This window comes from Aeromonas sp. R1-1 (assembly GCF_040908495.1).
Classification (GTDB): domain Bacteria; phylum Pseudomonadota; class Gammaproteobacteria; order Enterobacterales; family Aeromonadaceae; genus Aeromonas; species Aeromonas veronii.
Genome location: NZ_JBFODV010000003.1, coordinates 1 through 24,017, shown reverse-complemented (window position 1 = coordinate 24,017; position 24,017 = coordinate 1). Strand labels below are relative to the sequence as shown.

Genomic DNA, 24,017 nt, shown 5'->3' with positions numbered 1-24,017 from the left:
TGATGGCCGAGGCAGATGCCGAGGATGGGCACCTGACCACGGGCCAGCTTGATGAGGTCGATGAGGCAACCCGCCTCGTGGGGGGCGCCCGGGCCCGGTGAGAGCACCAGCACGGCGTCCCCTTCGCAGGCGGCGATTTCGCTCATGATGCGGCTGGCCGGCAGGCTGTTGCGGTAGATCCGCACCGGATAGCCGAGGGAGCGGAACTGGTCGACGAGGTTGTAGGTAAAGGAGTCGAAGTTGTCGAGCAGGAAGATGTTAGTCATGGCTCACGTCCTTATGTTGCTCCTGCTGGGCGCTCAGGGCTTGCAGAGAGGTGCCATGGCTGGCTGCGATGGCGGCCAGCACGGCGGCCGCCTTGGCGCGGGTTTCGTCCGCTTCGGCTTGCGGCTTGGAGTCATAGACCACCCCGGCACCGGCTTGCACGTGGGCCACGCCCTCTTTGACAAACGCCGAGCGAATGACGATGCAGGTATCCATCTCGCCAGCGCCGTTGATGTAGCCGACCGCACCGCCGTAGCTGCCACGGCGCTTGCCTTCCACCATGCGAATAAGCTCGCTGGCGCGGATCTTGGGGGCACCGGTGAGGGTGCCCATGTTCATGCAGGCCTGATAGGCGTGCAGGGCGTCCAGGTCGGCGCGCAGGGTGCCGACCACCTTGGAGACCAGATGCATCACGTGGCTGTAGCGATCCACTTTCAGCAGCTCCTTGACGTAGCGGGTGCCGGGCTCCGAGATGCGGGCGATGTCGTTGCGGCCCAGATCCACCAGCATCAGGTGCTCGGCCACCTCTTTTTCGTCCTGACGCAATTCCAGCTCGATGCGACCGTCGAGATCCCGGTTGATGCTGCCATCCGGGTTCAAGCCACGGCGGCGGGTACCGGCGATGGGGTACATCTCGACGTCGCGGCTGGCGGCGCAGAATTTCACCGCGCTCTCCGGCGAGGCGCCAAACAGGGTGAAGCCCTCATCCTGCACGTAGAACATGTAGGGGCTTGGGTTGGTCTGTTTGAGGCGGCGATAGGCGGCAAGGGGGCTCGGGCAGGGCAGGGAGAAGCAGCGGGACGGCACCACCTGGAAGATGTCGCCACGGCGGATAAAGCCCTTGAGCTTCTCCACCTCGGCGCAGAACTGCTTGTCGCTCTTGTCCACGCTCATGCCGCCGGTCAGGGGCTGGGTGATCAGCTCGGCGCAGAGGGGTTGCTGGCAAATCTGTTTGAAGTCGGTGAGCCGTTCGGTCAGGCGGGTGTATCTGTCCTCCACCTGGCTCTCGTCGCTGTCGCCGCCAAAGATGCAGGCCAGCAGTTGAGTGGTGCGTTCGATATGGTCGATGGTGATCAGGGTTTCGGCCACATAGAAGCAGTAGTCGGGGCAGTCGTTGCTCCCCTCTGGCACTTCAGGCAGATCTTCAAAAGAGGCGATGAGGTCGTAGGCAAAGCTGCCCGCCATAAACAGTGCCTCTTTGCCGAGCTGGCAATCGAGCTCCCGCTGCAGGGTGCGCAGCACGTCCAGCACGCTGCTCCCCTTGAGGCGGGAGTCTTCGTCCAGCTCCCGATCGGAGGCCGGGAAATCGAGCTGCAATTCGCCCTCTACCAGCGAGCGGGCAACCACCGCAGGCAGCCGCTCGGCCAGCACGCTTTGCAACTGGGCGCCGTTGTCGTTCAGGCTGCGAACCCGCACGGTGCGACCACGGCACTCGATGCGCAGGCAGGCATCCACCAGCAGCAGGCTCTGTTTACCTGCCTTGGAGTCGATCTCCACCGATTCCAGCAGCAGGTTGTTGGGGCGGCCCTGACAGAGGCGGGTATAGAGCGCCAGCGGATCGGCCACATAGGGGGCGTTGAGTTTGAGGGTATCGAATTCACCCAGAGGAAGGCGATGTGTGGCTGTCATAGTGCGTTCCCTTGCGTGTGATGCGTGTTACCGATGTTCATGACGTTGAATTCCTTGAAAATTTAATTGGTCCGGGGTGGCTGGTTCAGGGGCGCCATCGCCAGGTCAGCTTGCTTGTCTGAATTCTCGGTTTCATCACAGGTCCATTTGCCGGATAATAAAAAAGCCCGCTGGGGTCAGCGGGCTTTTTCTTTGGGTTCTTAATTTGCTGTCAGATTACAGGTACAGCAACGACCACACGCCCGCATGTCAGGGAGTGTGCCACCACCAGATGGTCAGGATGGAAGTCGTTTGCATGATAAAGTCCTGTAAAAAGATGTTTGCAATGAAGTGCCTACAGAAAACGATAAAGCCGCGGCCAAGTCAAGTCGCTTTTTAGCCTTCTTTCACCGATTTGCCATGAATGGTGACCTGACCACGAGAGCGGAATAACCTGATGAGATTCGATCTTCACTGCCATACCACTGCCTCCGACGGGGTGCTGAGCCCAGCCGAACTGGTGCGCCGCGCCGCCGAAAAACAGGTCGAGGTGTTAGCAGTTACTGACCACGACACCCTTGCTGGGCTTGATGAGGTACGCCGCACCATCGACGCCGAGCAACTGCCGCTGCGACTGGTGAGCGGGGTCGAGATCTCCACCGGCTGGGAGCATCACGAAATTCATATCGTGGCACTGGGGGTGGATGAAAAAAATCCGCAGCTGTTGGATTTTCTGGCCGGTCAGCTGGCCCGTCGCGAGGCGCGTGCACTGGAAATCGGGCGTCGTCTGGAGAAGTGCCTCATCCCCGGCACCTATGAAGAGGCCAAGGCGCTCGCCGGTGATGCTGCCGTGACCCGCGCCCACTTTGCCCGGGTGCTGGTGGCGCGCGGGGTAGCCGACAACATGCAGAAGGTATTCAAAAAGTACCTGAGCCGTGGCAATAAAGGGTATGCCCCGGCCGAGTGGCCCGAGATGAGCGAAGCCATCGCTGCCATTCACGCCGCCGGTGGGCTGGTGGTGCTGGCCCACCCCAGCCGTTACGATCTCACCGCCAAGTGGATCAAGCGGCTGCTGGTGGCCTTCAAGGCGGCCGGTGGCGATGCCATGGAGGTGTCATTGCCCCAGCAGAGCCCGCAGGAGCGGGCCAATCTGGGCCAGTGGGCCAAGGATCACGACCTCTATATCTCGGTGGGATCGGATTTTCACTTCCCCTCCAACTGGACCGAGCTGGGCCGCCACCTCTGGTTACCAAAGGAAGGCATGCCTGTCTGGTTGGCCTATCCTGGTCACTTTGGGCTCACCACCGAGCAACATGCCGAGCTGCTGGCGAGTCGCTAACGGCGCCAGCGAAGCGGCCACAAACAGGTTAAGGTAGTGTCATGGGTCTTTGGCCCGTGACCATACGAGCGGGCAGGTATTGCTGCCCCCATTGCGAGAACAAGCTATGAGTCAGCATTTTTACGTACATCCGGAAAACCCCCAGGCCCGTCTGATCGGTCAGGCGGTACAGATCATCCAGAACGGCGGTGTCATCGTCTATCCGACCGACTCAGGTTATGCGCTGGGTTGCCAGATGGGTGACAAGGGCGCGCTGGAGCGCATCTGCCGCATCCGTCGTCTCGACGCTAACCACGACTTCACCCTGGTGTGCCGCGATCTCTCCGAGATCTCCACCTACGCCAAGGTCGACAACAGCGCGTTTCGCCTGATCAAGAACAACACCCCGGGCGCCTACACCTTCATCTTCAAGGCGACCAAAGAGGTGCCGCGCCGTCTGATGAACGAGAAGAAGAAGAGCATCGGCATCCGGGTACCGGACAACAAGATTGCTCAGGCGCTCCTGGAAGCACTCGGCGAGCCGCTGCTCTCCACCACATTGATCCTGCCGGACTCCGAGATGGCCGAGTTCGATCCGGAAGAGATCTTCGACAAGCTGGGCAAGCAGATCGATTTGGTGGTCAATGGCGGTTATCTGGGCGAGCAGCCCACCACTGTGGTCGATTTCTCTGACGACGAGCCGGTATTGCGTCGTCGCGGTGCCGGAGACCCGACCCCGTTTGAGTGATGTCGCTGAACCGGTGACAGACCCTTCCGCCGAGACGGGTGCTGGCGCCGCACTACCCATCGCGAAAGTTCTGGGGCAGCCCTATCACGAGCTGCCCCAGGACCTGTTCATCCCGCCCGATGCGCTGGAGGTGTTCCTCGATACCTTCGAGGGACCGCTCGATCTGCTGCTTTATCTTATCCGGCGTCAGCAGCTCGATATCCTCAACCTGCCGATCCTGCAGATCACCGCCCAGTACATGGAGTACGTGGAGCTGATGCAGGGGCTCAACCTTGAGCTGGCGGCCGAATATCTGCTGATGGCAGCCTGGCTGGCGGAGATCAAATCCCGCCTGCTGCTGCCCAAGGCGCCGGAGCTGGAGGACGAAGAGGAGGGGGAAGACCCGCGGGTGACCCTTATTCGCCGCCTGCAGGAGTACGAGCGCTACAAGGTAGGTGCAGAGAGGGTCAATGAGCTGCCTCGGGTGGAGCGGGAGATTTATATCGCCACCGCCTTGCCCCCCGATTTTGGCGCCCTCAAGCCACTGGCGCCCGATGTTTCGCTGGTTGAGCTCGCCCTTTACATGCAAAGTGTGGTAAAACGCGCGACTCATTTCGAACATCACCAGATCCGCCGCGAACAGATCCCGACCCGGGTACGCATGGCGGAGATCCTCGCCATGCTGACTCTGGGGCAGATCCTGCGCCTTGAGCAGGTGCTGCGCGCCGAAGAGGGGCGCATGGGGGTTCTGGTGACGTTTCTGGCCCTGCTGGAGCTGTGTAAGGAGCAACTGATCTGGATCCTGCAGGCAGAACCACTCGGACCAATCCATTTTGCATTGGCCGAGCAGAGCGAGGAGGGCAACCGTGGCGCTGCCCACTGAACGACTCAAGACCCTGATCGAAGCGGCGCTGTTTGTGGCCGGTCGCCCGCTCAATGTCAGCGAACTGAAAAGCAGCGTGCTGGCCGATTATCCGGTGACCAGTCGCTATGTTCAGCTGCTGTTGGCCGAGATCAGGCAAGATTACAGCGAACGGGGCGTCGAGCTCAAAGAGGTCGCCTCCGGCTGGCGCTTTCAGGCGCGTCAGGAGTATGCCGAGGAGCTATCAAGGCTCTGGAGCGAGCGGGCGCCGCGTTATTCGCGCGCCGTGATGGAGACGCTGACCCTGATCGCCTATCGCCAACCCATCACCCGGGCCGAGATCGAAGCGATCCGCGGGGTGGCGGTGTCGAGCCAGATAGTGAATACCCTGAAAGAGCGTGGCTGGGTGCGCAGCATCGGCCACAAAGAGGTGGCAGGTCGCCCCGAGCTGCTCGCCACCACCAGAGAGTTTCTGGATTACTTTAATTTGCAGAGTCTGGAGCAGCTCCCCGAGCTGGATCCTGAGCTGCAACCCCTGTTGCCCTCTGCGGTGGACGGGGAGAGCGATGCCCGGTGAATGGCGCCCAAGCGTGCCAATGTCACCGAGATATACATTTTTCAACTGTGGCGAGTGCTCCAACCGGCGTTTGTTACAGTTAACCCCGTTGCCCCTTTTACCAGTGGGCAGCGATCAACAATCAGGTAACCCCGATGAGTGAAAAACTGCAAAAAGTGTTGGCCCGCGCGGGTCACGGCTCCCGTCGTGAGATGGAGGCCCTGATCACCGCAGGTCGGGTCAGTGTGGATGGCAAGGTCGCCACACTGGGGGATCGCGTCGAAGTGAACGCCGTGATCCGGGTGGATGGTCACCAGGTCAAGACCCGTGCCGCAGAGGAAGTGATCTGCCGCGTACTGGCTTACCACAAGCCGGAAGGGGAGATGTGTACCCGTCACGATCCGGAAGGTCGTCCCACCGTGTTTGATCGTCTGCCGAAGATGGAAGGTGCCCGCTGGATCGCGGTCGGCCGCCTCGACGTCAACACCTCAGGTCTGCTGCTGTTCACCACCGATGGTGAGCTGGCCAACCGCCTGATGCACCCGAGCCACGAAGTGGAGCGGGAATACGCGGTACGTGTCTTTGGCGAGATCACCGAAGCCATGCTGCAGCGTCTGCGCAAGGGCGTGCAGCTGGAAGATGGCACCGCCAAGTTCAACAAGATCAAACCGGCTGGCGGTGAGGGTCTGAACCAGTGGTTCAACGTCACCCTGACCGAAGGTCGCAACCGTGAAGTGCGTCGCCTGTGGGAATCCCAGGAAGTGCAGGTGAGCCGCCTGATGCGTATCCGCTACGGCGACGTCAAGCTGGACCGCGGCATTCCGCGCGGTGGCTGGCAAGAGCTGAAATTGCCGGAAGTGAACTACCTGCGCGGTCTGGTCAACCTGCCGCCGGAGACCGAATCCAAGGTCGATCTGCAGCAGGATGGCAAAACCAGCCGTCACAAGCAGGCCGCCCAGATCCGTCGCGCCGTGCAGCGTCACAAAGAGATGCAGGGCAAAGAGCCCCGCGCTCGCGCCACCACCGCCCGTCGCAAGCCGCAAGCCTCTACCCGCAACTCAGGTACTGGCAGCAAGTAAGCCGACAACCCGTTGCGAACTGTGTGCCCGTCAAAGAGCGCGCAGTCGGCCAAGCAAAGGCCCGCACCAACTGGTGCGGGCCTTTTTTATGACGCGTGTTTGTTAGGTCATTAGCCGCAACAGCATGGTGTATAAGCTGATAAATTAGCCTTGATAGTGCATATGATAATCATTATTATTAACTTTGTGGAGTCGTTCGGGTTTGCCCCGTAACTACAAAAAATAAAGTTCAGGCTATCTAAATCGATGTTTAACTACTTTGCACTTCCTGCATCCGCGGGAGGTTATGTTTTTTTTGCTTTTCTGGGGATGCTGTTTCTTAAGCCTGCTTTAGCATTGCCTCCTGCAGAGCAGCAAGAGATTCAGCAGCGCCAGCGCGCCTTGTTGGAAGAGGCGGCTCGTCAGCGCGAGGAGGTTGCTCGCCCTCTGTCACTGCCAACTGAATCTACCGAACAAGTGCCACAAGCCCAAGGCTCCTGTTTCCAAGTGAGCAAGATTCACTTTGAGGGGGCGTCGCAGTTGTCTGCCAGCCAGCAAACCCGGCTCGTGTCACCTTACCTCAATAGCTGCATGGGGCTCTCGCACATCAATGCCCTTATTCGCGATGTCAGTCAGTGGTATCTGGCGGCCGGTTTCGTCACCAGCCGAGCCTTCCTGCCGGAGCAAGATTTAGCTAAAGGAACGCTTACCATTGCAGTGCTTGAAGGGCGCATCGAAGCCATTGTGGTTAATGGCGAGCCGGAGTCCATCACTCGTACCCTCTTCCCGGGCCTGGTCGGGCAGGTGCTCAATCTGCGTGATCTGGAGCAGGGGGTAGACCATCTCTCTCGTCTGCATTCGCTCTCTTATCAGCTTGATATCCAGCCCGGTCGAGCGCCTGGTCAATCCATCGTCAATTTGAAGGGCACCAAGGGTGTACCGCTACAAGGTGCGTTGGAGTTCGACAACAGTGGTCAGCAGAGTACAGGGGAGGAGCAGGGGAGAATTTCGTTGACTGTCGACAACCTGTTATCACTGGCCGAGCAATGGACCTTGGTGGCTGGCAGTAGCACTGATGGGCGAGCCAGCCACAACGCCACCAACTGGCAGGCCGGTTTCAGTTTGCCCTATGGCTACTGGTTGTTTGATGCCGGTTATCAATTTAGCGATTACCGCAACGATATCGACTCTCGCGGCTATGTCTATGAAAGTCGTGGTGATACCCGTACCACGACAGGCACTGCCACAGGAACCCTCTATCGCGATGGGCAGAGCAAGATATCCGGTGTACTGGGCGTGACTCATCGTCAGAGCCGCAACTTCATCATGGACCAGTTACTGGAAACCAGCAGCTACCAGCTCTCGTCCCTGCGGCTGGGCCTTAATCTGGCGACGCGCGTAGACCGTCACTTCTTCACCCTGAACCCCGCCTTGACGCTCGGCACCGACTGGTTCGGAGCGGACCGCGACCGTGGCCGCTCGGCTTTGTGGCCGCAGGCCCAGTTTGAGAAATGGGGGCTGTTTGGCAGCTACAGCACGGCGGGTGGTCAGTGGGGATGGCTCTCGACCTTCAATGCCCAATGGACGCCTGACCGGCTCTATAGCGTGGAGCGTTTGTCGCTGGGCGGCGAGGCATCGGTGCGCGGGTTCAAAGAGCAGAGTATCAGCGGGGATGTGGGCGGATACCTTAGAAACGAGCTGAGTTGGCAAGGAACTACCCCGACCTGGCTCGGTCAATGGCGTACCTGGCTGGCGCTGGATATGGGGCAAGTGGACATGGGCAATCAGGGGGATGAGTGGCGTGGCATGGTGGGCACCGCCGTGGGGTGGGAGCAACGCTATCGCCACTTTACCGGCAACGTCAGCGTGGGCTTTCCGTTAAGCGCCCCCGCCTGGCTCAATGCAGATCCCTGGGTGCTCTACTACCGGGCGAGTGTGGCGTTCTAGCAATAGGATGGCGATGCGTCGAGCGTCGCGAGATGGCAATCAAGACGTGAATGGACGAATGAAGATGGTTGAGATGGATGCAAGCGCAATGAAGAAGCAAGGTGAACCGCGGTTTTCTCTGGTATGTCGGGCCGTGGTGTATCAGCTATGTGCATTGTTGGCACTGCAACCGGCCCACCCGGCATTTGCTGAAGGCATTGCGGTGGCGACCGGTAATACCACCCTCAATCAGGCCGGTAACGGAGTGCCCATCGTCGACATTGCCACCCCCAACGGCGCCGGGTTATCGCACAACCTCTATCAGGATTTCAACGTTGGCCAGGCGGGCGTCATCCTCAATAATGCCACCGGACAGCTGACCCAAACCCAGCTGGGTGGGCTTATTCAAAACAACCCCCACCTCAATGGTCAAGCGGCCAATCTCATCATCAACGAAGTGGTGGGTGCCAACCCGTCGCAGTTGCAAGGCTATCTGGAAGTGGCTGGTCAGCAGGCTGGTGTGGTGGTGGCCAACCCCAATGGCCTCACCTGTGATGGCTGCGGTTTCATCAATACCCCCAATGTGACGCTCTCGACCGGCAAGCCAGTACTGGATGCACAAGGCCAGTTGCAGGCACTCGATGTGAAACAGGGCACCCTGACCGTAGGTGGCAAGGGACTGGATGCGACCAGACAGGCATCGGTCGACTTGGTGGCGCGCGCCGTCCAGCTTAATGGCGCACTGCATGGCCAGACCGTCAATGTGGTGGCGGGAGCCAACAAGGTTGACCGCCAGACTGGGGAAATCGTTGCTCAGGCGGGCAATGGCCAGGCTCCGGAAGTGGCCATCGACACCGCCGCGCTGGGCGGCATGTACGCGGGCAAAATTCGGCTGGTCTCGACCGAACAAGGGGTGGGGGTCAATCTGGCCAACGTGGTGGCCAAACAAGGAGATTTGACACTTGATGCCAATGGCCGCGTGCGGCTACGTGACAGCAGCAGTGCTGGCAACCTGCAGGTCAGCAGTCAGGGTGATCTGGCTGCCACGGGGACGATCCACAGCGGCGGTGCAGTGAAGCTGGCTGCTGGCAGTGAGTTGACGGCGCAAGATGCCGATATCGCGGCAAAAGGCGATGCCACGTTGAAGGCGCGTGCACAGCAGTTGCAGCGAACCAAGGTCAGCAGTGGTGGCACTTTGGCGCTGCAGGCGAACGATGCGCTGGTGGTACGAGAAGGCGAGTTGCAGGGTGAGACGCTCCATGCCACGGCGCAACAGGTGGACACACAGTCAGCACTTACGGCAAAGGATGTGACACTGCAGGCTGAACAATTGCGCCAGGCGGGCCAGGTACAGGGCACTTCGGTGAAGTTGGCTGCGGGTGCGCTGCGTCATGAGGGCACGACCCAGGCAGCGCAGAGCCTGACCATTGATGCAACGAGCCTGGACAACCAGGGAACGTTGAAGAGTGGGCAAGCGATGAGCGTCGTGCTCGGGGAGCGAGGCTATAACGCCGGCGAGCTGAGAGCGGGCAACAACCTGGCGATACAAGCCGGTACGCGCTGGGAGCAGGGAGAGCAGGGTAAAAGTCACGCAGGTCAGCGCATCCAACTGCAGGCGCAGCAGGTGAGCCTGGAGGGGGACCTTGGTGCTCCGACGCTGGATATTAACGCTAATGAGCTGACCGTGGCGGGCAAGGTGAAGGGCAAAACGGTGCAGTTGCAGGCGGGTGTGCTGACCAACCGGGGCGAGGTGCAGGCAGGGCAGACCCTGAACTGGCAGGGTAGCCGACTGGCCAACAGCGGCGCCATGCAAGGGGACAAACAACTGGTGCTCAAGGGGGATGCGTTGCAGAACCAGGGCTCTCTGGCGGGAGGCGACAGCCTGACGTTGCAGGCCGACACCCTCGACAACGAGGGGCGTATTGCCAGTCAGCTGGCGACGCTAGCCGGTCGCCAGTTGCGCAGCAGCGGTACCTTGCTTGGGGTCTCCCGGTTGAGCCTGACATGGGATGAGCTGGCTCTGACGGGGCAGCAACTGACCGACGGTGAACTGGAACTGGGCAGCCGGTTGCTGCAGTTGAGCGGCCAGAGTCTGGTCGGTGGCAAGGCCGGGGTGACGGCCGAGAGTGGCAACTTCGATGGCGAGCTGAAGGCGCAGTCGCTGGTGCTGGCAGTCAAGGAGGCGACGAGCGAGGGTAAGCTGCACAGTAGGGAAGGTATTGCGTGGGAAGGGCAACGGCTTGCGACGGGGAGTGCGAGCGAGCTGCTGGCCAACCATGACGTGAGTCTGAACGGTGACCAGCTGGCACTGGGTGGTACGGTTGGTGCTGGCCAGAATATGGTCATCAAGGGCAAGCAGGTGACGCAACATGGTCAGCTTGCCAGTGGCCAGTTGATGAAGGTCAATGCCGATGAGCTGGCGTTGGCCGGTCTGGTGCAAGGGGACTCGATTAACCTGACCAGTGAGCGTGCGACCCAGCAAGGGCGCATCTTGGCCACCGATACGCTGAACTGGCACAGCAAACAGATGGATGGCAATGGCTGGCAGCAGGCCGGCCAGGCCCTGAATTTGAGCGGGGAGCAGTTGACCCACAGTGGTACGGCAGTGACGGCCGGCAAGCTGGCGCTCACTTTTGCCGAACTGAACAGCAGGGGTGGCCTGTTTGCCAATGAAGTGGCGGTGACGGGGGCCCGCCTTCTGTTGAAGGGGACGCTGGAAAGCAAGTCATCCGCGAAGATAACGGCCGACGAGTTACATCTGGGGGGGGAGCTGCGCACCGGCGCTGACCTGGCGCTGGGGGCGACCTTGTTGACGCTGTCCGGGAGTCAGCATGTTGGTGGCAACCTGCAACTGCAGGCCGAGCAGGCCGATGTAAACGGAGAGCTGGAAGTCGGCAAGCAGCTCAAGCTGGATGCCAAGATGCTTGCCAGCAGTGGCAAGCTGCTGGCAAGCCAGGCTGATATTGCGGCAGTCAACTGGCAACAGCGTGGCGAATTGAGCACCGACAATGCGCTGGTCTGGCGTGGCGATAAGCTGACTCAGGAGGCTGGCGGAGCCCTGCGCGCCGGTGGCGTGTTGAGCCTCAGCGGTGATGACATCACCCTGGCTGGGGATGTGGCAGCCAAAGGGGATGTGGCCGTGGTGGCCAAGGCGTACCAGCAACAGGGGGCCATGAATGCCGCTCAGGAGCTGCGTATCGATGCGACCAAGCTACAACTGGATGGTACTACTCAGGCGAAGGCGGCGCAGTTGCATAGTCAAGTGGGAGGCAGTCGTGGCCAGCATTTGATAGGTCAGCAGCTCAACTGGCAGAGCGACACCCTGGCCAACCAGGGGTGGCTGCAAGCAGGAGAGAGTCTCGCGCTGACAGGGCGTACGCTTGATAACGAAGGCACGGTCATCGCCGGTGGCGACCATCGGCTCAATGCCACGGAGCGCCTCACCAATCAGGGTAACCTGGCAGGCAAGACACTTTCTCTGACAACCAATGCGCTGCAAAACGGCGGGCTGTTGCAGGGTAAACAGGGTATTACGCTTCAGGCGGAAGAGGCCACCTTGACCGGGCGTTTGGTCAGTCAGGGGGAAGTCCAGCTTGGTGCCAAACTGCTGGCGCTGGGCGGCAATGCAAACATCGGTGGTGCCCTTACCCTGCAGGGGGATACGCAGCAGCTTGCTGGCGTCTGGCGCGTTGGCGGGTTGCTGCAAAGCACCGGTAAACAACTGGCGTTGGCTGGTGACTGGCAGGCGGGGCAGTGGCAATTGCAGGTTGATGGACTCACCAACAAGGGGCGACTGGCCAGCGAACAGGCAGCCAATTTTAAGGTAACTGAGTGGCACAACGAGCAGGGTGCGACCCTGGTTGCTGCGGGACCGTTGAACCTGACCGGCCAGCGCTTGCTGCAACAAGGGATCTGGCTGGGTAGTGGCAGCCAAACCCTGATGGTCGATGAGATAACCCAGCAAGGTCAGTGGTTGGGTGACGGTGCCTTGCAGGTGAAAGGGATCAAGCTGGTCAACAGCGGCACCTTGCGGGCCGCCGGTCTTGATTTGACCGTGAATCAGCTTGAAAACCGAAGCCGGATGGAGAGCAGCGGTGAGTTTAACTGGCAGGGGGGGCAGTGGCGCAATCTGGGCGCGCTGTTGGCCGGGCATGCCACGCTGACGGGCGATACCTTGCTCAACAGCGGGGATGTGGGTACCCGTCAACTGACCATGAAGGCGGCCACCCGTCTGGACAACCGCGGTGTATTGGTTGGCAAGGAGGGGATAAACCTGGCGGCGGCGACCCTGGACTCGCAGGGTGACATGCTGAGCAATGGCTCCATGCAGTTGGGGGCCTCACTACTGAATCTGAATGGCCTGACCCAGGCCGACGGTGAGCTGGTTGTGACGGCGGAGCAGGCAGCGCTGGCCGGCAACCTGGCTGCCGACCAACTGCAGTGGCGCGGCAAAACGCTGGTGATCTCGGGCACGGCGGCCGCGCGAGATGTCACCTTGAGTGGTGAACAAGTGACGCTGGATGGCACCCTCAAAGGGGACCATCAGCAGGTGACGGCGACCACGCTCACTACCGGCCAGCAGAGTCAATTGTTGGCCAAAACAGGGCAACAGCTGACGGCTGGCCAGATGACGCTGCAGGGCAGTGCGGTAGCGGGAGGGGCCCAGCGCATCGAAGCCACCCGGTTGTCACAACAGGGGATATTGGCCAGCGGTGGCTCACTGTCACTGCAGGTCGCCGATACCCTGCGCAATGATGGCAAGATGTCGGCGCAAGCGATAACGCTGACGGCGGCACACATCGACAACGGTGGTGCGCTGGTTAGCAAGGACGCACTGAACCTTAAGACCGGCTCCCTGACTAACAGGGGCCACTGGCAATCGGACCAGGGCATCACCTTGACGGCCAACCGGCTGCTCAACAGCGGCCAGTGGGTCAGCGGCCTGGGCCAGACATTGACACTGGATGCACTGGATAACAGCGGAACGTTGCGTGCCGGTGCGGACCTCACCATCAACGCTCCCCAGCTGAGCAGCAGCGGCAAGCTGCTGGCCAATAAAGACATTGTTCTGAACACCAACGAAGCCACGCTGGGCAGTGGCAGCACCACGGCCAGCAATGGCCAGTTGCAACTCCATGCGGGCACATTGACCAGCCAGGGGACACTGTCATCGGCAGGGGATCTGAGCTGGCAAGGCGCGAATTTGGCGCACAGCGGCAGTGCCGTGACCAATGGCGTGCTGACGCTGCAGGGTGAGTCCGTCACCCTGGACGGTGACCTGCAAGGGGAGCGGGTGTTGCTGGATACCGGCACACTGACCAGTCGCGGCAAGCTGACCAGCCGTGGCGACCTGGCGGTCAATGCCCGGGGGGCGGTGCAGCATAATGGCCAACTGCAAGGCAATCAGGTTGTGCTGCGCAGTGCCAGCTGGCAGGGAAGCGGTGGCGTCGGCAGTGGCAGCGCACTTGAGCTGCGTACCGGCCAGCTGCAACTGGCCGGCCCGTGGCGTATTCGTGGCGAGGCAGACATTCATGCCGATACCATGACGCTTGAGGGCTCGCTGGTGAGTGGCGGCAACCTGACGCTTACCAGTCGGGGGGCATTGACCAGTCAGGCGGACGGCCAGCTAGTGTCTGGCGGAGCACTGTCCCTTGATGGCGCTACCCTGACGCAACAAGGGCTGTGGCAGTCGGCGCGTGGCATGAGTATCAAGGGCTCGCGCTTCGAGCAGCAGGGTGACTTGCTGGCTGGCGGTGACCTGCTCTTGCGCAGCGGCTATTGGCAACAAGGTGGCAAGACCTGGGCAAACGGGGGACTGAACGCCGAGCTGACCGAGGGTGCGACCCTTGCAGGCACAGTGCAGGCCGATGGCAATGCAACCCTCTCGGCGCCCGCGCTCACCCTCAAGGGGACCCTGGCCGCCAAAGGCAATGTTGCTCTTAGTGCCAATACCCTGATAAGCCAGCTCGGCAACCTGCTGAGCGGCGGTGAACTGGCCATGAATGCCGCTCGCATCGAGCAGTTGGGCCGGGTTGAAACGACTCGCCTGCAAAGCGGCGGTGCGCTGCAAAATGATGGGGTGATCTTGGTGACTGGCCAGGGGAGCATCAGTGGTGCGCGGCTGGATAACTGGGGTACCTTGCAGGGGGACGGCCTCACCATCAGCAGTCGCCAGCTCGACAACCGTGGTGCCTTGCTGGGCAATACCCTGACACTGACCCATGACACCCTGGTCAACCGGGGGCGGGTACAGGGCGGTACGCTGAATCTGACGACCCGGCAACTGGACAACGGCCAAGGGGCCGTACTGCGCGGCCAGCATGCGGGGGACATCACTGTCACAACGCTGACCAACGCCGGTGAGCTCTCCTCGGCCGGCCAACTTTTACTCAAGGGCAACCAGCTCGACAACAGTGGCCTCATCAGTGCCAATTTACTGGAGGCCTTGCCACTGACGCGGCTGGCCAACAGCGGCACCCTGTTTGGGCAGCAACTGACCCTGCGCAGTGGCGAGTTGTATGCGCCGGGCAAGATTCTGGCGGGGCAGAAGGCGACGCTGGATGCGGGTCGGGTGACGGGCATCGGTGAATGGCTGTCGGGTGGTGATCTAGCCCTCAAGACGGGGTCATCGCTGACCAGTCAGGGCACCCTCAGCGCCAAGGGTGCGTTGGACCTGCAGGTGCAGGGGGACTGGCAACATCAGGGGCAGTGGGGTGCAGGGCAGCGTTTCAATGCGGGCGTCACCGGCCAGCTAATCAATAGCGGGGCTCTGGTGAGCAATGGTGTCATGCAGTTGGGTGCTCAGCGTCTGGAAAATAGCGGCAGCGTGCAGAGTGGGCAAGGGCTGACGCTCAATACGCAGGGTGAGCTGCGCAACACCGGTATGCTGGCCAGCCAGGGCGACCTGGGGTGGCAGGGTGAGTCGCTGTTTAATGGCGGGACAGTATATAGCGGCGGCAGCCAAGCCTTCACTGCAAATAGCAACCTGACCAACGAATATGGCACGCTGCTGGCGGAGTGGGGTACGACGATTAAGGTGAATAATGGCCAACTGGTGAATGCGTCTGGGACTATTGATGGAGGAGACCGTTCGCTTTATATACAGGCAGCTAGTGTTATAAATAAAAAAGCCAAATTTGAGGTTTCAAACCAATCAAAAAAATATGATGGGCTTAAATTTCCTACTCGACTATTGCTTTCGCATCAACCAGAAGGTTCTGAGTTTATTACTTTTACAGAGGAGAAAGGGCCTGGATACTATGTTACGCACCAGTCAAACTATGAGGTAGATAGGGTTAGCTTTGAGGCTGGTAGGAGTGAGTTTTCGATTGTTACAGATAGCCCTGAGGCCAAACTCACCTCATTAGGTGACATAATAATATCTTCTGCAGACGTATCAAATATATCAAGTATCATTGCATCTGGCCATAATATAGATATATCTACCTCATCTCTCAGTAATCGAGGTAATCAACTCGGTTCTGTGGTTGAATTTGTTGATTATATACACGTTGATACGCTTGACTGCTTGAATACATATTCAAATTGTACAATATCAAGTCCAGATGAAAGGTTGTGGTTGGTTTTTGAGCTATCAGGGACAAGGCTAGAAACTAAGAACTATTCAACGAGTAATGCGATAATTTCAGCCGGAGGCAATATAACCGGCACCGTTGCCGGAATGATTGACAACGTCACCATCAAAGCCCATGCCGGACCGGTTAGCAGTACTACTCAACGTCCTTCGGTCTCCTTGCCGCAGGCACAGGGTGCGGGTGCTGCCCCTAGCTTGCAGGGTGATGCCCAATACCTGTCGCAGGTGCTAAAACCCGTCGGCCCGGACAACGGTGTGCCCTTGCCTGACTTCCAGTTGCCCAGCGGCGACAAGGGGCTCTTTACCATTAACGGCAATAGCAACAGCCCCTATCTGATCGAAGTAAACCCCTTGCTGGCCAATCTGGGTCAGGCCGGTAACGGTATGATGGATCGGATTGATGCTGCGCTTCAGCAGCAGTTGCAGGGGGCTGGACCGCTCTCCTTCGAGGCGGTTTCAGGCAGTGGTGGCGTTGCTCAGGTTACAGATCATGGAACGGACTGGACGCTGCCGGGCCGTACAAGTGGTGGGATCAACGCCCCTGATCTGCAGTTGCCAAGCGGAATGACACCGTCAAACAGTGGTCATGTCACCACAGCAGGTCAGTGGCAACAGAGCTTGCAACCGGGTTGGCAAGCGCCGGTGGTCTCGGCCGTGGCGGTAACGGCGCCTGGCCCAGTGCAAACCGGTCTGCAAACGGAGCCTGCGCTGGCGACCCAGCCACAGATTGAAACCAGCCCGACTCTGACCCAGGTCGATAAATTCCTCGGCTCCAGTTACTTCTTCGGGCAGGTAAATTTTGCGCCGGAAAAAGATATCAAGCTGCTCGGTGATGCCGCCTTCGATACCCGCGTTATCCGCGATGCGGTGCTGGCGCAAACGGGCCGCCGCTTTATCAATGGCGAGATGGGCTCTGATTTGGCCCAAATGCGCTGGCTGATTGATAACGCGGCGCAAAACCGCCGTGATCTGGGTCTGACCCCGGGGGTAACGTTAAGTGCCGCCCAAGTTGCTCAACTAGGCCGCAGCATGGTGTGGTGGGAGCCGGTCTGGTTCAACGGCCAGATTGTGCTCGCGCCCAAGCTCTATCTGACCGAGGCCGACAAGCGCCATCTCTCAGGTAGCGTAATTACGGCTGCCAATATCGATCTCACTGCTGGTGGCATCAACAATAGCGGCACTCTGTTGGCCGATGGCACACTCTCGCTCAAGAGCGGCACAACCCTGGTCAACCAGGGCCAGATCCAGGCTGGCGGTCGGCTTGAGCTGCTCGCCAAGGGGGATGTCCTCAATCAGAGCCTTATCAAGGGTGGGGAGATCGCCATTGCATCGCTCGATGGCTCGGTGCGCAATGAAACCCGGACGGCCCAGCGTCATGTGGATGTCAACGGCATTCTCTCCGATGTATTGAGCGATCAGACCCGCTTTAGCCGCACCGATATCGGCGATATCGCCCGCATTGAATCGGCGGGCAACCTGCTGCTGCAGGCAGGGCAGGATATCTCGCTGTCAGCCAGCAACCTGCTGGCTGGGCTGGATATGACCCTCAATGCAGGGCGGGATATCACCATTGGCAGTCTGGAAGATAGACGCAAGTGGGAAGAGGGCAATAGCCGTTTCTCCCGAGTCGAGCAGTTGATGAGCTCCCTTGATACAGGCCGGGCTCTGCGCCTGTCGGCAGATCGGGATCTCACTATCTCGGCCTCTTCCCTCACTGCCAAAGGGGATGCATCTCTGACTGCCGGCAATGAGCTCATGCTCAAGACCGCCAATAACGAAGCCAGCCAGTACACCACCCGTCGTAACGGTTACGATAGTGCCCGGCAGCGTGAGGAGGTTGGGGTCAATCTGAACGCCGATAACATCGCCCTGGGCGCGGGCAGCGATATCGCGATGCGTGCGGCCAATGTTCAGGCAGAAGGTGAACTCGCTGTGACGGCTGGTCGCGATCTGCTGCTTGAAGCCGGTGATGCGATGGATTATCGCGAATCCTACACCAGGGAGAGCAAGAAGAAGGCTTTTAGCAAGAAGACCACCACTACCCACGATATCAGCGAGCAGCACATGGCTCAGGCTACCGAGCTGGGAGGCCAGTATGTGTTGCTCAAGGCGCAACAGGATCTGGCAGTCAAGGGTAGCAACGTAGTCGGGGATCTCGGTGCAACACTGTTGGCCGGGCGTGACCTGAACATTGATACCGTGGATCTGTTCAATCGCGAGCTCCATTTCCGTGAAACCAAGCGCTCTGGCCTGATGGGCAGTGGCGGGATTGGCTTTACCATCGGCAAGCAACAGCAAAGCAGCGACATGGTGGGCACCACGCTGATCAGAGAGGGGTCAACTGTTGGCAGTGTGCAAGGGGATGTCACGCTGCAAGCTGGCAACTGGCTGCAGGTCAGCGGCAGCGACATCATCGCTGGCAAGGATCTGCTGCTGGTGGGCAAAGATGTCACCATTGCCTCGGCCGAGCAGCAGGTCACCCGCAAGGAGGAGTTCAAGAGCAAGAGCGGCGGGCTCACAGTGGCCTTGACCGGTGGCGCCGTCACGGCAGTACAGAGTGCCTATGACACCGTCAAGGCCAGCAAGGAGAGCAGCAACGATCGACTGGTCGCCTTGCAGGGAACCAAGGCTGCCATGAATGGTTATCAGGCCTGGCAGGGTATGCAGGCAATGGCTGATGCGGGCGGTGTACCCGACCCCTCCTTTGTCGGGATTGCTATCTCGGTGGGAAGCCAGCGCAGCCAATCCAATAACCAAAGTAACGAAACCAATGCGCTGACCTCGGAGCTCAATGCTGGTGGGGATGCGACCATACTGGCCCGGGGAGATGCCGCCAACAGTGCCGGCGATCTGGTCATGATCGGCAGCAGCATCAAGGGGCATAATGTGACACTGGGTGCCTCGCGCGATCTGGTGCTGCAATCAGCAGTCAACAGCAGTGACACCCGCGGCAGCAACAGCAGCAGTGGCTGGAATGCCGGCATCAGCTTCGGGTTCACCCAGGGGAGTGCGGGGATCAGCATCTTCGCCAACATGAATGCAGCCAAGGGCAAGGAAAACGGGGATTCTGATCGTTATACCGAAACCAGCATCACTGCCAGCGATACCCTGACACTCAAATCAGGAAGGGACGCCACCCTGCTGGGCGCGCAGGTAAGTGGTGACAAGGTAACGGCCGATATCGGCCGCAACCTGACCCTGACCAGCCAGCAGGATAACGACCACTATCAGAGCAAGCAGAGCAGCATCGCCGCCGGTGGCAGCTTCACAATTGGTTCCATGACGGGGTCCGGCTATATCAACGCCAGCCGTCAGAAGATACGCAGCGACTTTGAGAGCGTGATGGAGCAGACCGGCATCTTCGCCGGTAAGCAGGGTTTCGCCATCCAGGTGGGTGAACACACCCAGCTCAACGGCGCTGTGCTGGCTGGCAGTGATAACGAGAGCAAAAACCGGCTCTCGACCGGCACGCTGGGCTGGAGTGATCTGGTCAACCGTGCCGACTATAAGGTCGAAAGCCAGAGTGTGGGGATCAGTGGCAGTGGTGATAGCACCAAGGGTTTTTCCAGCATTGCAGCCATGGGGTCGCTCGGTGGTAGCAACAGCAGTGGCAGCGCCAGTTCGACCTCCTTTGCCTCGATCAGTGGCGGGACCATAGATATCCGCGACGGCAAGGCTCAGCAGCAGGATCTGGTGACCCTGCACCGGGATCCGACCCAGGCGGCCAACGGTCTCTCTCCTATCTTCGACAAGCAAAAAGAGCTCGAGCGGATGCAAGAGGCTCAGCTTATCGGCGAGGTGGGGCAGCAGGCGACCCAGATGGTGGTCAGCCATCATCTGGATAAAGCCAATCAGCGAGCCAAGGATGACCCCGAGTACGCCAACAGCAAAGAGTACAAGGCGCTGCAGGAAAAATGGGGGATAGGCAGCAACTTCCAGCGTGGTATGCAGGCCGCGACCGCTGCACTGCAAGGCTTGGCGGGGGGCGACCTGACTCAGGCCGCCGCAGGGGCAGCCAGTCCCTACCTTGCACAAATGGTCAAACAGCAAACTGATGATGGTCCGTCCCGTGTGATGGCCCACGCGCTGGTACAAGGGGCACTGGCCGCCGCCCAGAACAAAAACGCCATGGTCGGTGCAACCGGCGCCGCCACTGGCGAACTGGTGGGCATGATGGCCACCCAGCTTTACCACAAAGATGCCAGCCAGTTGACAGAGGGAGAGAAGGAGACCGTCTCTACCTTGGCCACTCTGGCAGCCGGATTGGCGGGGGGCCTGACGGGAGACAGCACTGCCGAGGTGTTGGCGGGAGCCCAGACCGGCAAGACAGTGGTGGAGAATAATCTGCTGGCCCCTGGGGCTGCAGATATTGGATTCTGGCTGAGCAAATCACCAGACTGTGATGTTACCTGCAAGGCAAATATTGCCAAAGGCGTTGTAGAAGGCAATCTGGTCGTATCCGCAGGTCTTGCCGGTGTCGCTGGTGGTGCGATGATAGTCGGTGCGACACCCGAAATTGTGGCTGCGGCAAAGGTTGCTCTGGAAGGTTGTAAGGCTGCTCCTGTAATATGTTTGAATAATGCTGGGTTGCAGGTCGCGGAAGCGGTTACGCCAGGGGGCATTGGAGCGGCAGGCGCTATTGGTGTCGGGAAGACGGCTGCAGAGGCCACAGCAGCTAAAGCGGAGGCAATTGCAACAAGGGTAGCTAAAAGTACTGATGAAAATATCAACATTGCCAAGTATTTTGGTCAGGAGCGAAAGTATTGGTCTTCAAAGCCTGTTGAAATTAATGGAAATAAGGTGTATCAGCGTAACGATCTGTTTAACCCCAATGCCATAGATGCGAGAGGGAGAACAAACATTCAAAGAATGGAGAAAGGACTGGCCCCTCTTGACTCAAATGGAGATTCAATAAATCTTCATCACATGCTACAAAGACAAGATGGACCGTTGGCAGAGGTTACGCAGAGGTTCCACACGGATAATCGTCGAGTTATCCATATTAACAGTAATGAAACGCCATCCGGCATTGATCGCGATGTATTTAACAAGTGGCGATCTGATTACTGGAAACAGAGAGCTAAAGACTTCAAAAAGTAGGTGATCATGAGCATTGAAAAGGTCATAAAAGCTATCGAAATAATAAATCAGCATGAAGATGATGCTGATTTTGAAGGGATTAAAGATGAAAGTTTGATTGAGCTTGCAGAAAAAAAACTTGGTGTTGAGTTCCCTGATAGCTATAGATTTTTTCTAAAAAACTTAGGCTGTGGTGATATAGCTGGTCAAGAGTTTTATGGCGTTATTAAAGATGATTTTATTAATTCAGGTGTCCCTGACGCCATATGGTTAACCTTGAGAGAGAGGCAGAGAACAAATTTGCCTGAAAACTATGTAATAGTAAGCTCAACAGGTGATGGAGATTATATTTTATTAGATTGTACCAAATGTCAGATAAGTTCTATATGGCTATGGACTCCCGGAGTAAAAGATCAATCAAAAGCTTTTAAACCATATTACAATGATTTTGGAGATTTTTTTTATGAACAAATAGCAACGGCAGTAAATTACGGAAATCTGGGACACCCACCTTTTTGACAGAGGCGTAGTGCTGTTGTTGACTTGTTGAGAAGTCACAGTCGAGGGATGCGCCATGACCATTGCTCGTTCACGTCAAATCAGCTTGCAGGATACGCCTTACTACCACGTGGTCAGTCGCTGTGTGCGGGGAGATAATCTGGGACACCCACCTTTTTGACAGAGACGTAGTGCTGTTGTTGACTTGAGAGGTCACCGTTGAGAGATGTGCCATGACCATTGCCCGTTCACGTCAAATCAGCTTGCAGGATACGCCTTACTACGACGTGGTCAGTCGCTGTGTGCGGCGAGCTTTTCTGTGCGGAGAGGATTCCCACTCCGGCCAGAGTTATGAGCATCGACGCCAATGGGTGGTCGACAAGTTGGGGCAACTGTCGCGGCTGTTTGCTATCGGCATTTGTGCTTACGCGGTGATGAGCAATCACTATCATCTGGTGCTCAAGGTGGAGCCAGATACTGCGGCCAACTGGAGTGAGCGGGAGGTGGCTGAGCGCTGGGCGGCGCTTTTCCAGTGGCCGAATTTGGTCAGGCGTTGGTATCAGGGGGAGATGTTGAGCGAGCCTGAACTGGCTGTCGTGCAGCAATTGCTGGCCCAATGGCGGGAGCGGCTTCACTCCATCAGCTGGTTTATTCGGCTACTCAATGAAAATCTGGCCCGTCAGGCCAATCAGGAAGATGGTTGCAAGGGCCATTTCTGGGAGGGACGCTTCAAGAGCCAGGCTTTGCTCACCGAATCCGCTTTGTTGGCCTGTATGGCGTATGTTGACCTCAATCCGATACGAGCCGCGTTGACCGTTCGGCCAGAGCAGAGTGACTACACCAGTATCAAACAGCGCCTTGACGAGCCTGCTGCTCCTGAGGTTTTGCCACCACTGTTACTGCCGTTTTCCAGCCAGGGGAAGCCTGAAGAACTGCCTTGTGCCTTCACCGACTACCTGATGCTGGTTGATTGGACAGGCCGTGCTATTCGGCCCGACAAACGGGGTCATATTCCGGCTCAACTTTGGACCCATTCTGGAACGGTTGGGCCTTGATGGTGTTCTCTGGTTGAAACAGGTGGCGCTATTCAGGCGACAAGGGATAAGAGTGGTGGGAGGCAGAGATCAATGCCAGCAGTTTGCCCGCCACTGTGGCCAGCGGCGATGCCATCAACCACAGATTTGATTGCTTTGCGTTTACCCTGCTGATAGCTCCGGGTATTGCACATAGTCCAGTAAATGGTTGTGCAGGGGCCGTTGCTTTCTAAACCTGAAAATTACTCCTGCCAGCCGAGTTTTACATGCATCAGTTTGAATGCATACACCTTTATAATGCCTGCAAGCAGTTCGATAGTGGCTTGCTACAAAAGGTGGGGGTCCTAATCGTTTTGTGATCGTCCAGCAATTATTGATTTTAAAAAATCTCCAGGTGGTATCTAATGACAGATCAAGAAATATATCAAAAAATTGGGCAACTCTTAGTCGACGCTGGGCCATTAGATGCGAAAAAAATAGTTGTCAGAGCAGAGGTTTTTCCTGAAGGTGATGGAGGTAAATACGAGTTTGATTATATTGATGATACAGGTAACCTAAACTGGTTTGATCCTGATGGTCGTGCCGTGGGAGATTTGACAGAATTATTGGTGGAACTTAGAAAATATTTTATCACCAATGAACTAACTGCTGGCATAGGCATTTGGTCAGGCTGTGAAATTAGTCTGGCTGTAGAGAGAATGAAGCTGAGTGTTGAATTTATATATGATGTTCAGGACCGCTTGCTCGATTAATGAATCGTAATTGGACATAGGTGAAAGGGGGGGGCAGGGCCATCGGCTCGATTAGCGCAGCGTAATCGGGCGTTCGCGAAGAGGGCACCGAACTCAGCGTGTTTGCCAACATGCATGCCGCCAAGGGCAAAGAGTTGGGCAACTCGGGCTGCTATACCGAGACCATCCTCACCGCGGGCGATACCCTGACCCTCACATCAGGGCGGGATGCCACCCTGCTGGGGGCGCAGGTCAGTGGTGACAAGGTCAAGGCTGATATCGGCCGCAACCTGACCTTGACCAGCCAGCAGGATAACGACCACTACCAGAGCAAGCAGAGCAGCATCGCGGCCGAGGGCAGCTTTACCTTTAGCACCATGACCGGTTCTGGCTATATCAACGCCAGCCGCCTGTGAAATCTGGGACACCCACTTTTTTGGCAGAGGCGTAGAGAGCAGCCGGGCTCTTTGCCGGTAAACAGGGCTTCGATGAGATACAGGGCAAAGAGCCGCGCGCTCGCGCCACCACCGCCCGTCGCAAGCCTCTACCCGCAACTCCGGTACCGGCAGCAAGTAAGCCGATAGCCCGTTGCGAACTGCGTGCCGTTCAAGTGCGCAGTCGGCCAAGCAAAGGCCCGCACCAATTGGTGCGGGCCTTTTTGTATCAACTGTCCCGTCCTGAATATGGTTTACACCTTTCCCCCTAATAAATGGAGAGCCCGATGGGACAAGGTGTGAAACGGACACAGCGCGATTACTCGCT

General features: G+C 58.3%; 10 protein-coding genes and 3 pseudogenes. 11 read left to right on the top strand and 2 right to left on the bottom strand.

Annotated features, from left to right (window positions below; all coding sequences use genetic code 11):
* Together AB5Y92_RS00095 and AB5Y92_RS00090 are read right to left on the bottom strand one after the other, a co-directional pair.
* A pseudogene (locus AB5Y92_RS00095) lies at window positions 1-266 on the bottom strand (anthranilate synthase component II); the annotation flags it as partial.
* Window positions 259-1,893: an anthranilate synthase component 1 gene (locus AB5Y92_RS00090; RefSeq protein WP_335874548.1), complete on the bottom strand. Its 1,635-nt coding sequence runs from the start codon at window positions 1,891-1,893 to the stop codon at window positions 259-261. The pseudogene AB5Y92_RS00095 and the gene AB5Y92_RS00090, both read right to left, overlap by 8 nt.
* Before the next feature lie 436 nt (window positions 1,894-2,329).
* Here AB5Y92_RS00090 and AB5Y92_RS00085 point away from each other — a divergent pair, with 436 nt between their 5' ends.
* The 11 genes and pseudogenes from AB5Y92_RS00085 to AB5Y92_RS00035 all read left to right on the top strand — a co-directional run.
* Entirely contained in the window at window positions 2,330-3,211 is an 882-nt protein-coding gene (locus tag AB5Y92_RS00085; RefSeq protein WP_368225058.1) for a PHP domain-containing protein, read from the top strand.
* 106 nt (window positions 3,212-3,317) lie between these two features.
* Window positions 3,318-3,938 carry an L-threonylcarbamoyladenylate synthase gene (locus AB5Y92_RS00080; RefSeq protein WP_005338129.1) on the top strand — a complete coding sequence of 207 codons (621 nt, stop codon included), beginning with the start codon at window positions 3,318-3,320 and terminating at the stop codon, window positions 3,936-3,938.
* A complete protein-coding gene (locus tag AB5Y92_RS00075; RefSeq protein WP_368225056.1) occupies window positions 3,931-4,800 on the top strand; it encodes a ScpA family protein in 870 nt (289 codons plus the stop codon). Before AB5Y92_RS00080 ends, AB5Y92_RS00075 begins: the two co-directional genes overlap by 8 nt.
* Complete coding sequence (gene scpB / locus AB5Y92_RS00070; RefSeq protein WP_042060246.1) at window positions 4,784-5,356, top strand: SMC-Scp complex subunit ScpB; 573 nt, start codon at window positions 4,784-4,786, stop codon at window positions 5,354-5,356. The genes AB5Y92_RS00075 and scpB overlap by 17 nt, the downstream gene beginning before the upstream one ends.
* Window positions 5,357-5,490: 134 nt before the next feature.
* Window positions 5,491-6,414 carry a 23S rRNA pseudouridine(2605) synthase RluB gene (gene rluB / locus AB5Y92_RS00065; RefSeq protein ID WP_005347347.1) on the top strand — a complete coding sequence of 308 codons (924 nt, stop codon included), beginning with the start codon at window positions 5,491-5,493 and terminating at the stop codon, window positions 6,412-6,414.
* 486 nt (window positions 6,415-6,900) lie between these two features.
* Window positions 6,901-8,340 carry a ShlB/FhaC/HecB family hemolysin secretion/activation protein gene (locus tag AB5Y92_RS00060; protein ID WP_164537397.1) on the top strand — a complete coding sequence of 480 codons (1,440 nt, stop codon included), beginning with the start codon at window positions 6,901-6,903 and terminating at the stop codon, window positions 8,338-8,340.
* 88 nt (window positions 8,341-8,428) lie between these two features.
* Complete coding sequence (locus AB5Y92_RS00055; RefSeq protein ID WP_368225055.1) at window positions 8,429-21,013, top strand: hemagglutinin repeat-containing protein; 12,585 nt, start codon at window positions 8,429-8,431, stop codon at window positions 21,011-21,013.
* A 6-nt stretch (window positions 21,014-21,019) separates the two neighbouring features.
* A complete protein-coding gene (locus AB5Y92_RS00050) occupies window positions 21,020-21,511 on the top strand; it encodes an SMI1/KNR4 family protein (protein ID WP_164537395.1) in 492 nt (163 codons plus the stop codon).
* Window positions 21,512-21,723: 212 nt separating this feature from the next.
* Window positions 21,724-22,675 (top strand): annotated as a pseudogene (locus AB5Y92_RS00045) (transposase).
* A 253-nt stretch (window positions 22,676-22,928) separates the two neighbouring features.
* Window positions 22,929-23,276, top strand: coding sequence for a hypothetical protein (locus tag AB5Y92_RS00040; protein WP_368225054.1), 348 nt, complete (start codon window positions 22,929-22,931; stop codon window positions 23,274-23,276).
* An 89-nt stretch (window positions 23,277-23,365) separates the two neighbouring features.
* Window positions 23,366-23,671 (top strand): annotated as a pseudogene (locus tag AB5Y92_RS00035) (hemagglutinin repeat-containing protein); the annotation flags it as partial.
* Window positions 23,672-24,017: the final 346 nt, after the last annotated feature.

What these genes read in the sequence shown, in the direction of transcription:
- AB5Y92_RS00090 (WP_335874548.1), bottom strand. Translation starts at nt 1,893, where the DNA reads ATGACAGCCACACATCGCCTTCCTCTGGGTGAATTCGATACCCTCAAA.
- AB5Y92_RS00085 (WP_368225058.1), top strand. Translation starts at nt 2,330, where the DNA reads ATGAGATTCGATCTTCACTGCCATACCACTGCCTCCGACGGGGTGCTG.
- AB5Y92_RS00080 (WP_005338129.1), top strand. Translation starts at nt 3,318, where the DNA reads ATGAGTCAGCATTTTTACGTACATCCGGAAAACCCCCAGGCCCGTCTG.
- rluB (WP_005347347.1), top strand. Translation starts at nt 5,491, where the DNA reads ATGAGTGAAAAACTGCAAAAAGTGTTGGCCCGCGCGGGTCACGGCTCC.
- AB5Y92_RS00055 (WP_368225055.1), top strand. Translation starts at nt 8,429, where the DNA reads ATGAAGAAGCAAGGTGAACCGCGGTTTTCTCTGGTATGTCGGGCCGTG.
- AB5Y92_RS00050 (WP_164537395.1), top strand. Translation starts at nt 21,020, where the DNA reads ATGAGCATTGAAAAGGTCATAAAAGCTATCGAAATAATAAATCAGCAT.
- AB5Y92_RS00040 (WP_368225054.1), top strand. Translation starts at nt 22,929, where the DNA reads ATGACAGATCAAGAAATATATCAAAAAATTGGGCAACTCTTAGTCGAC.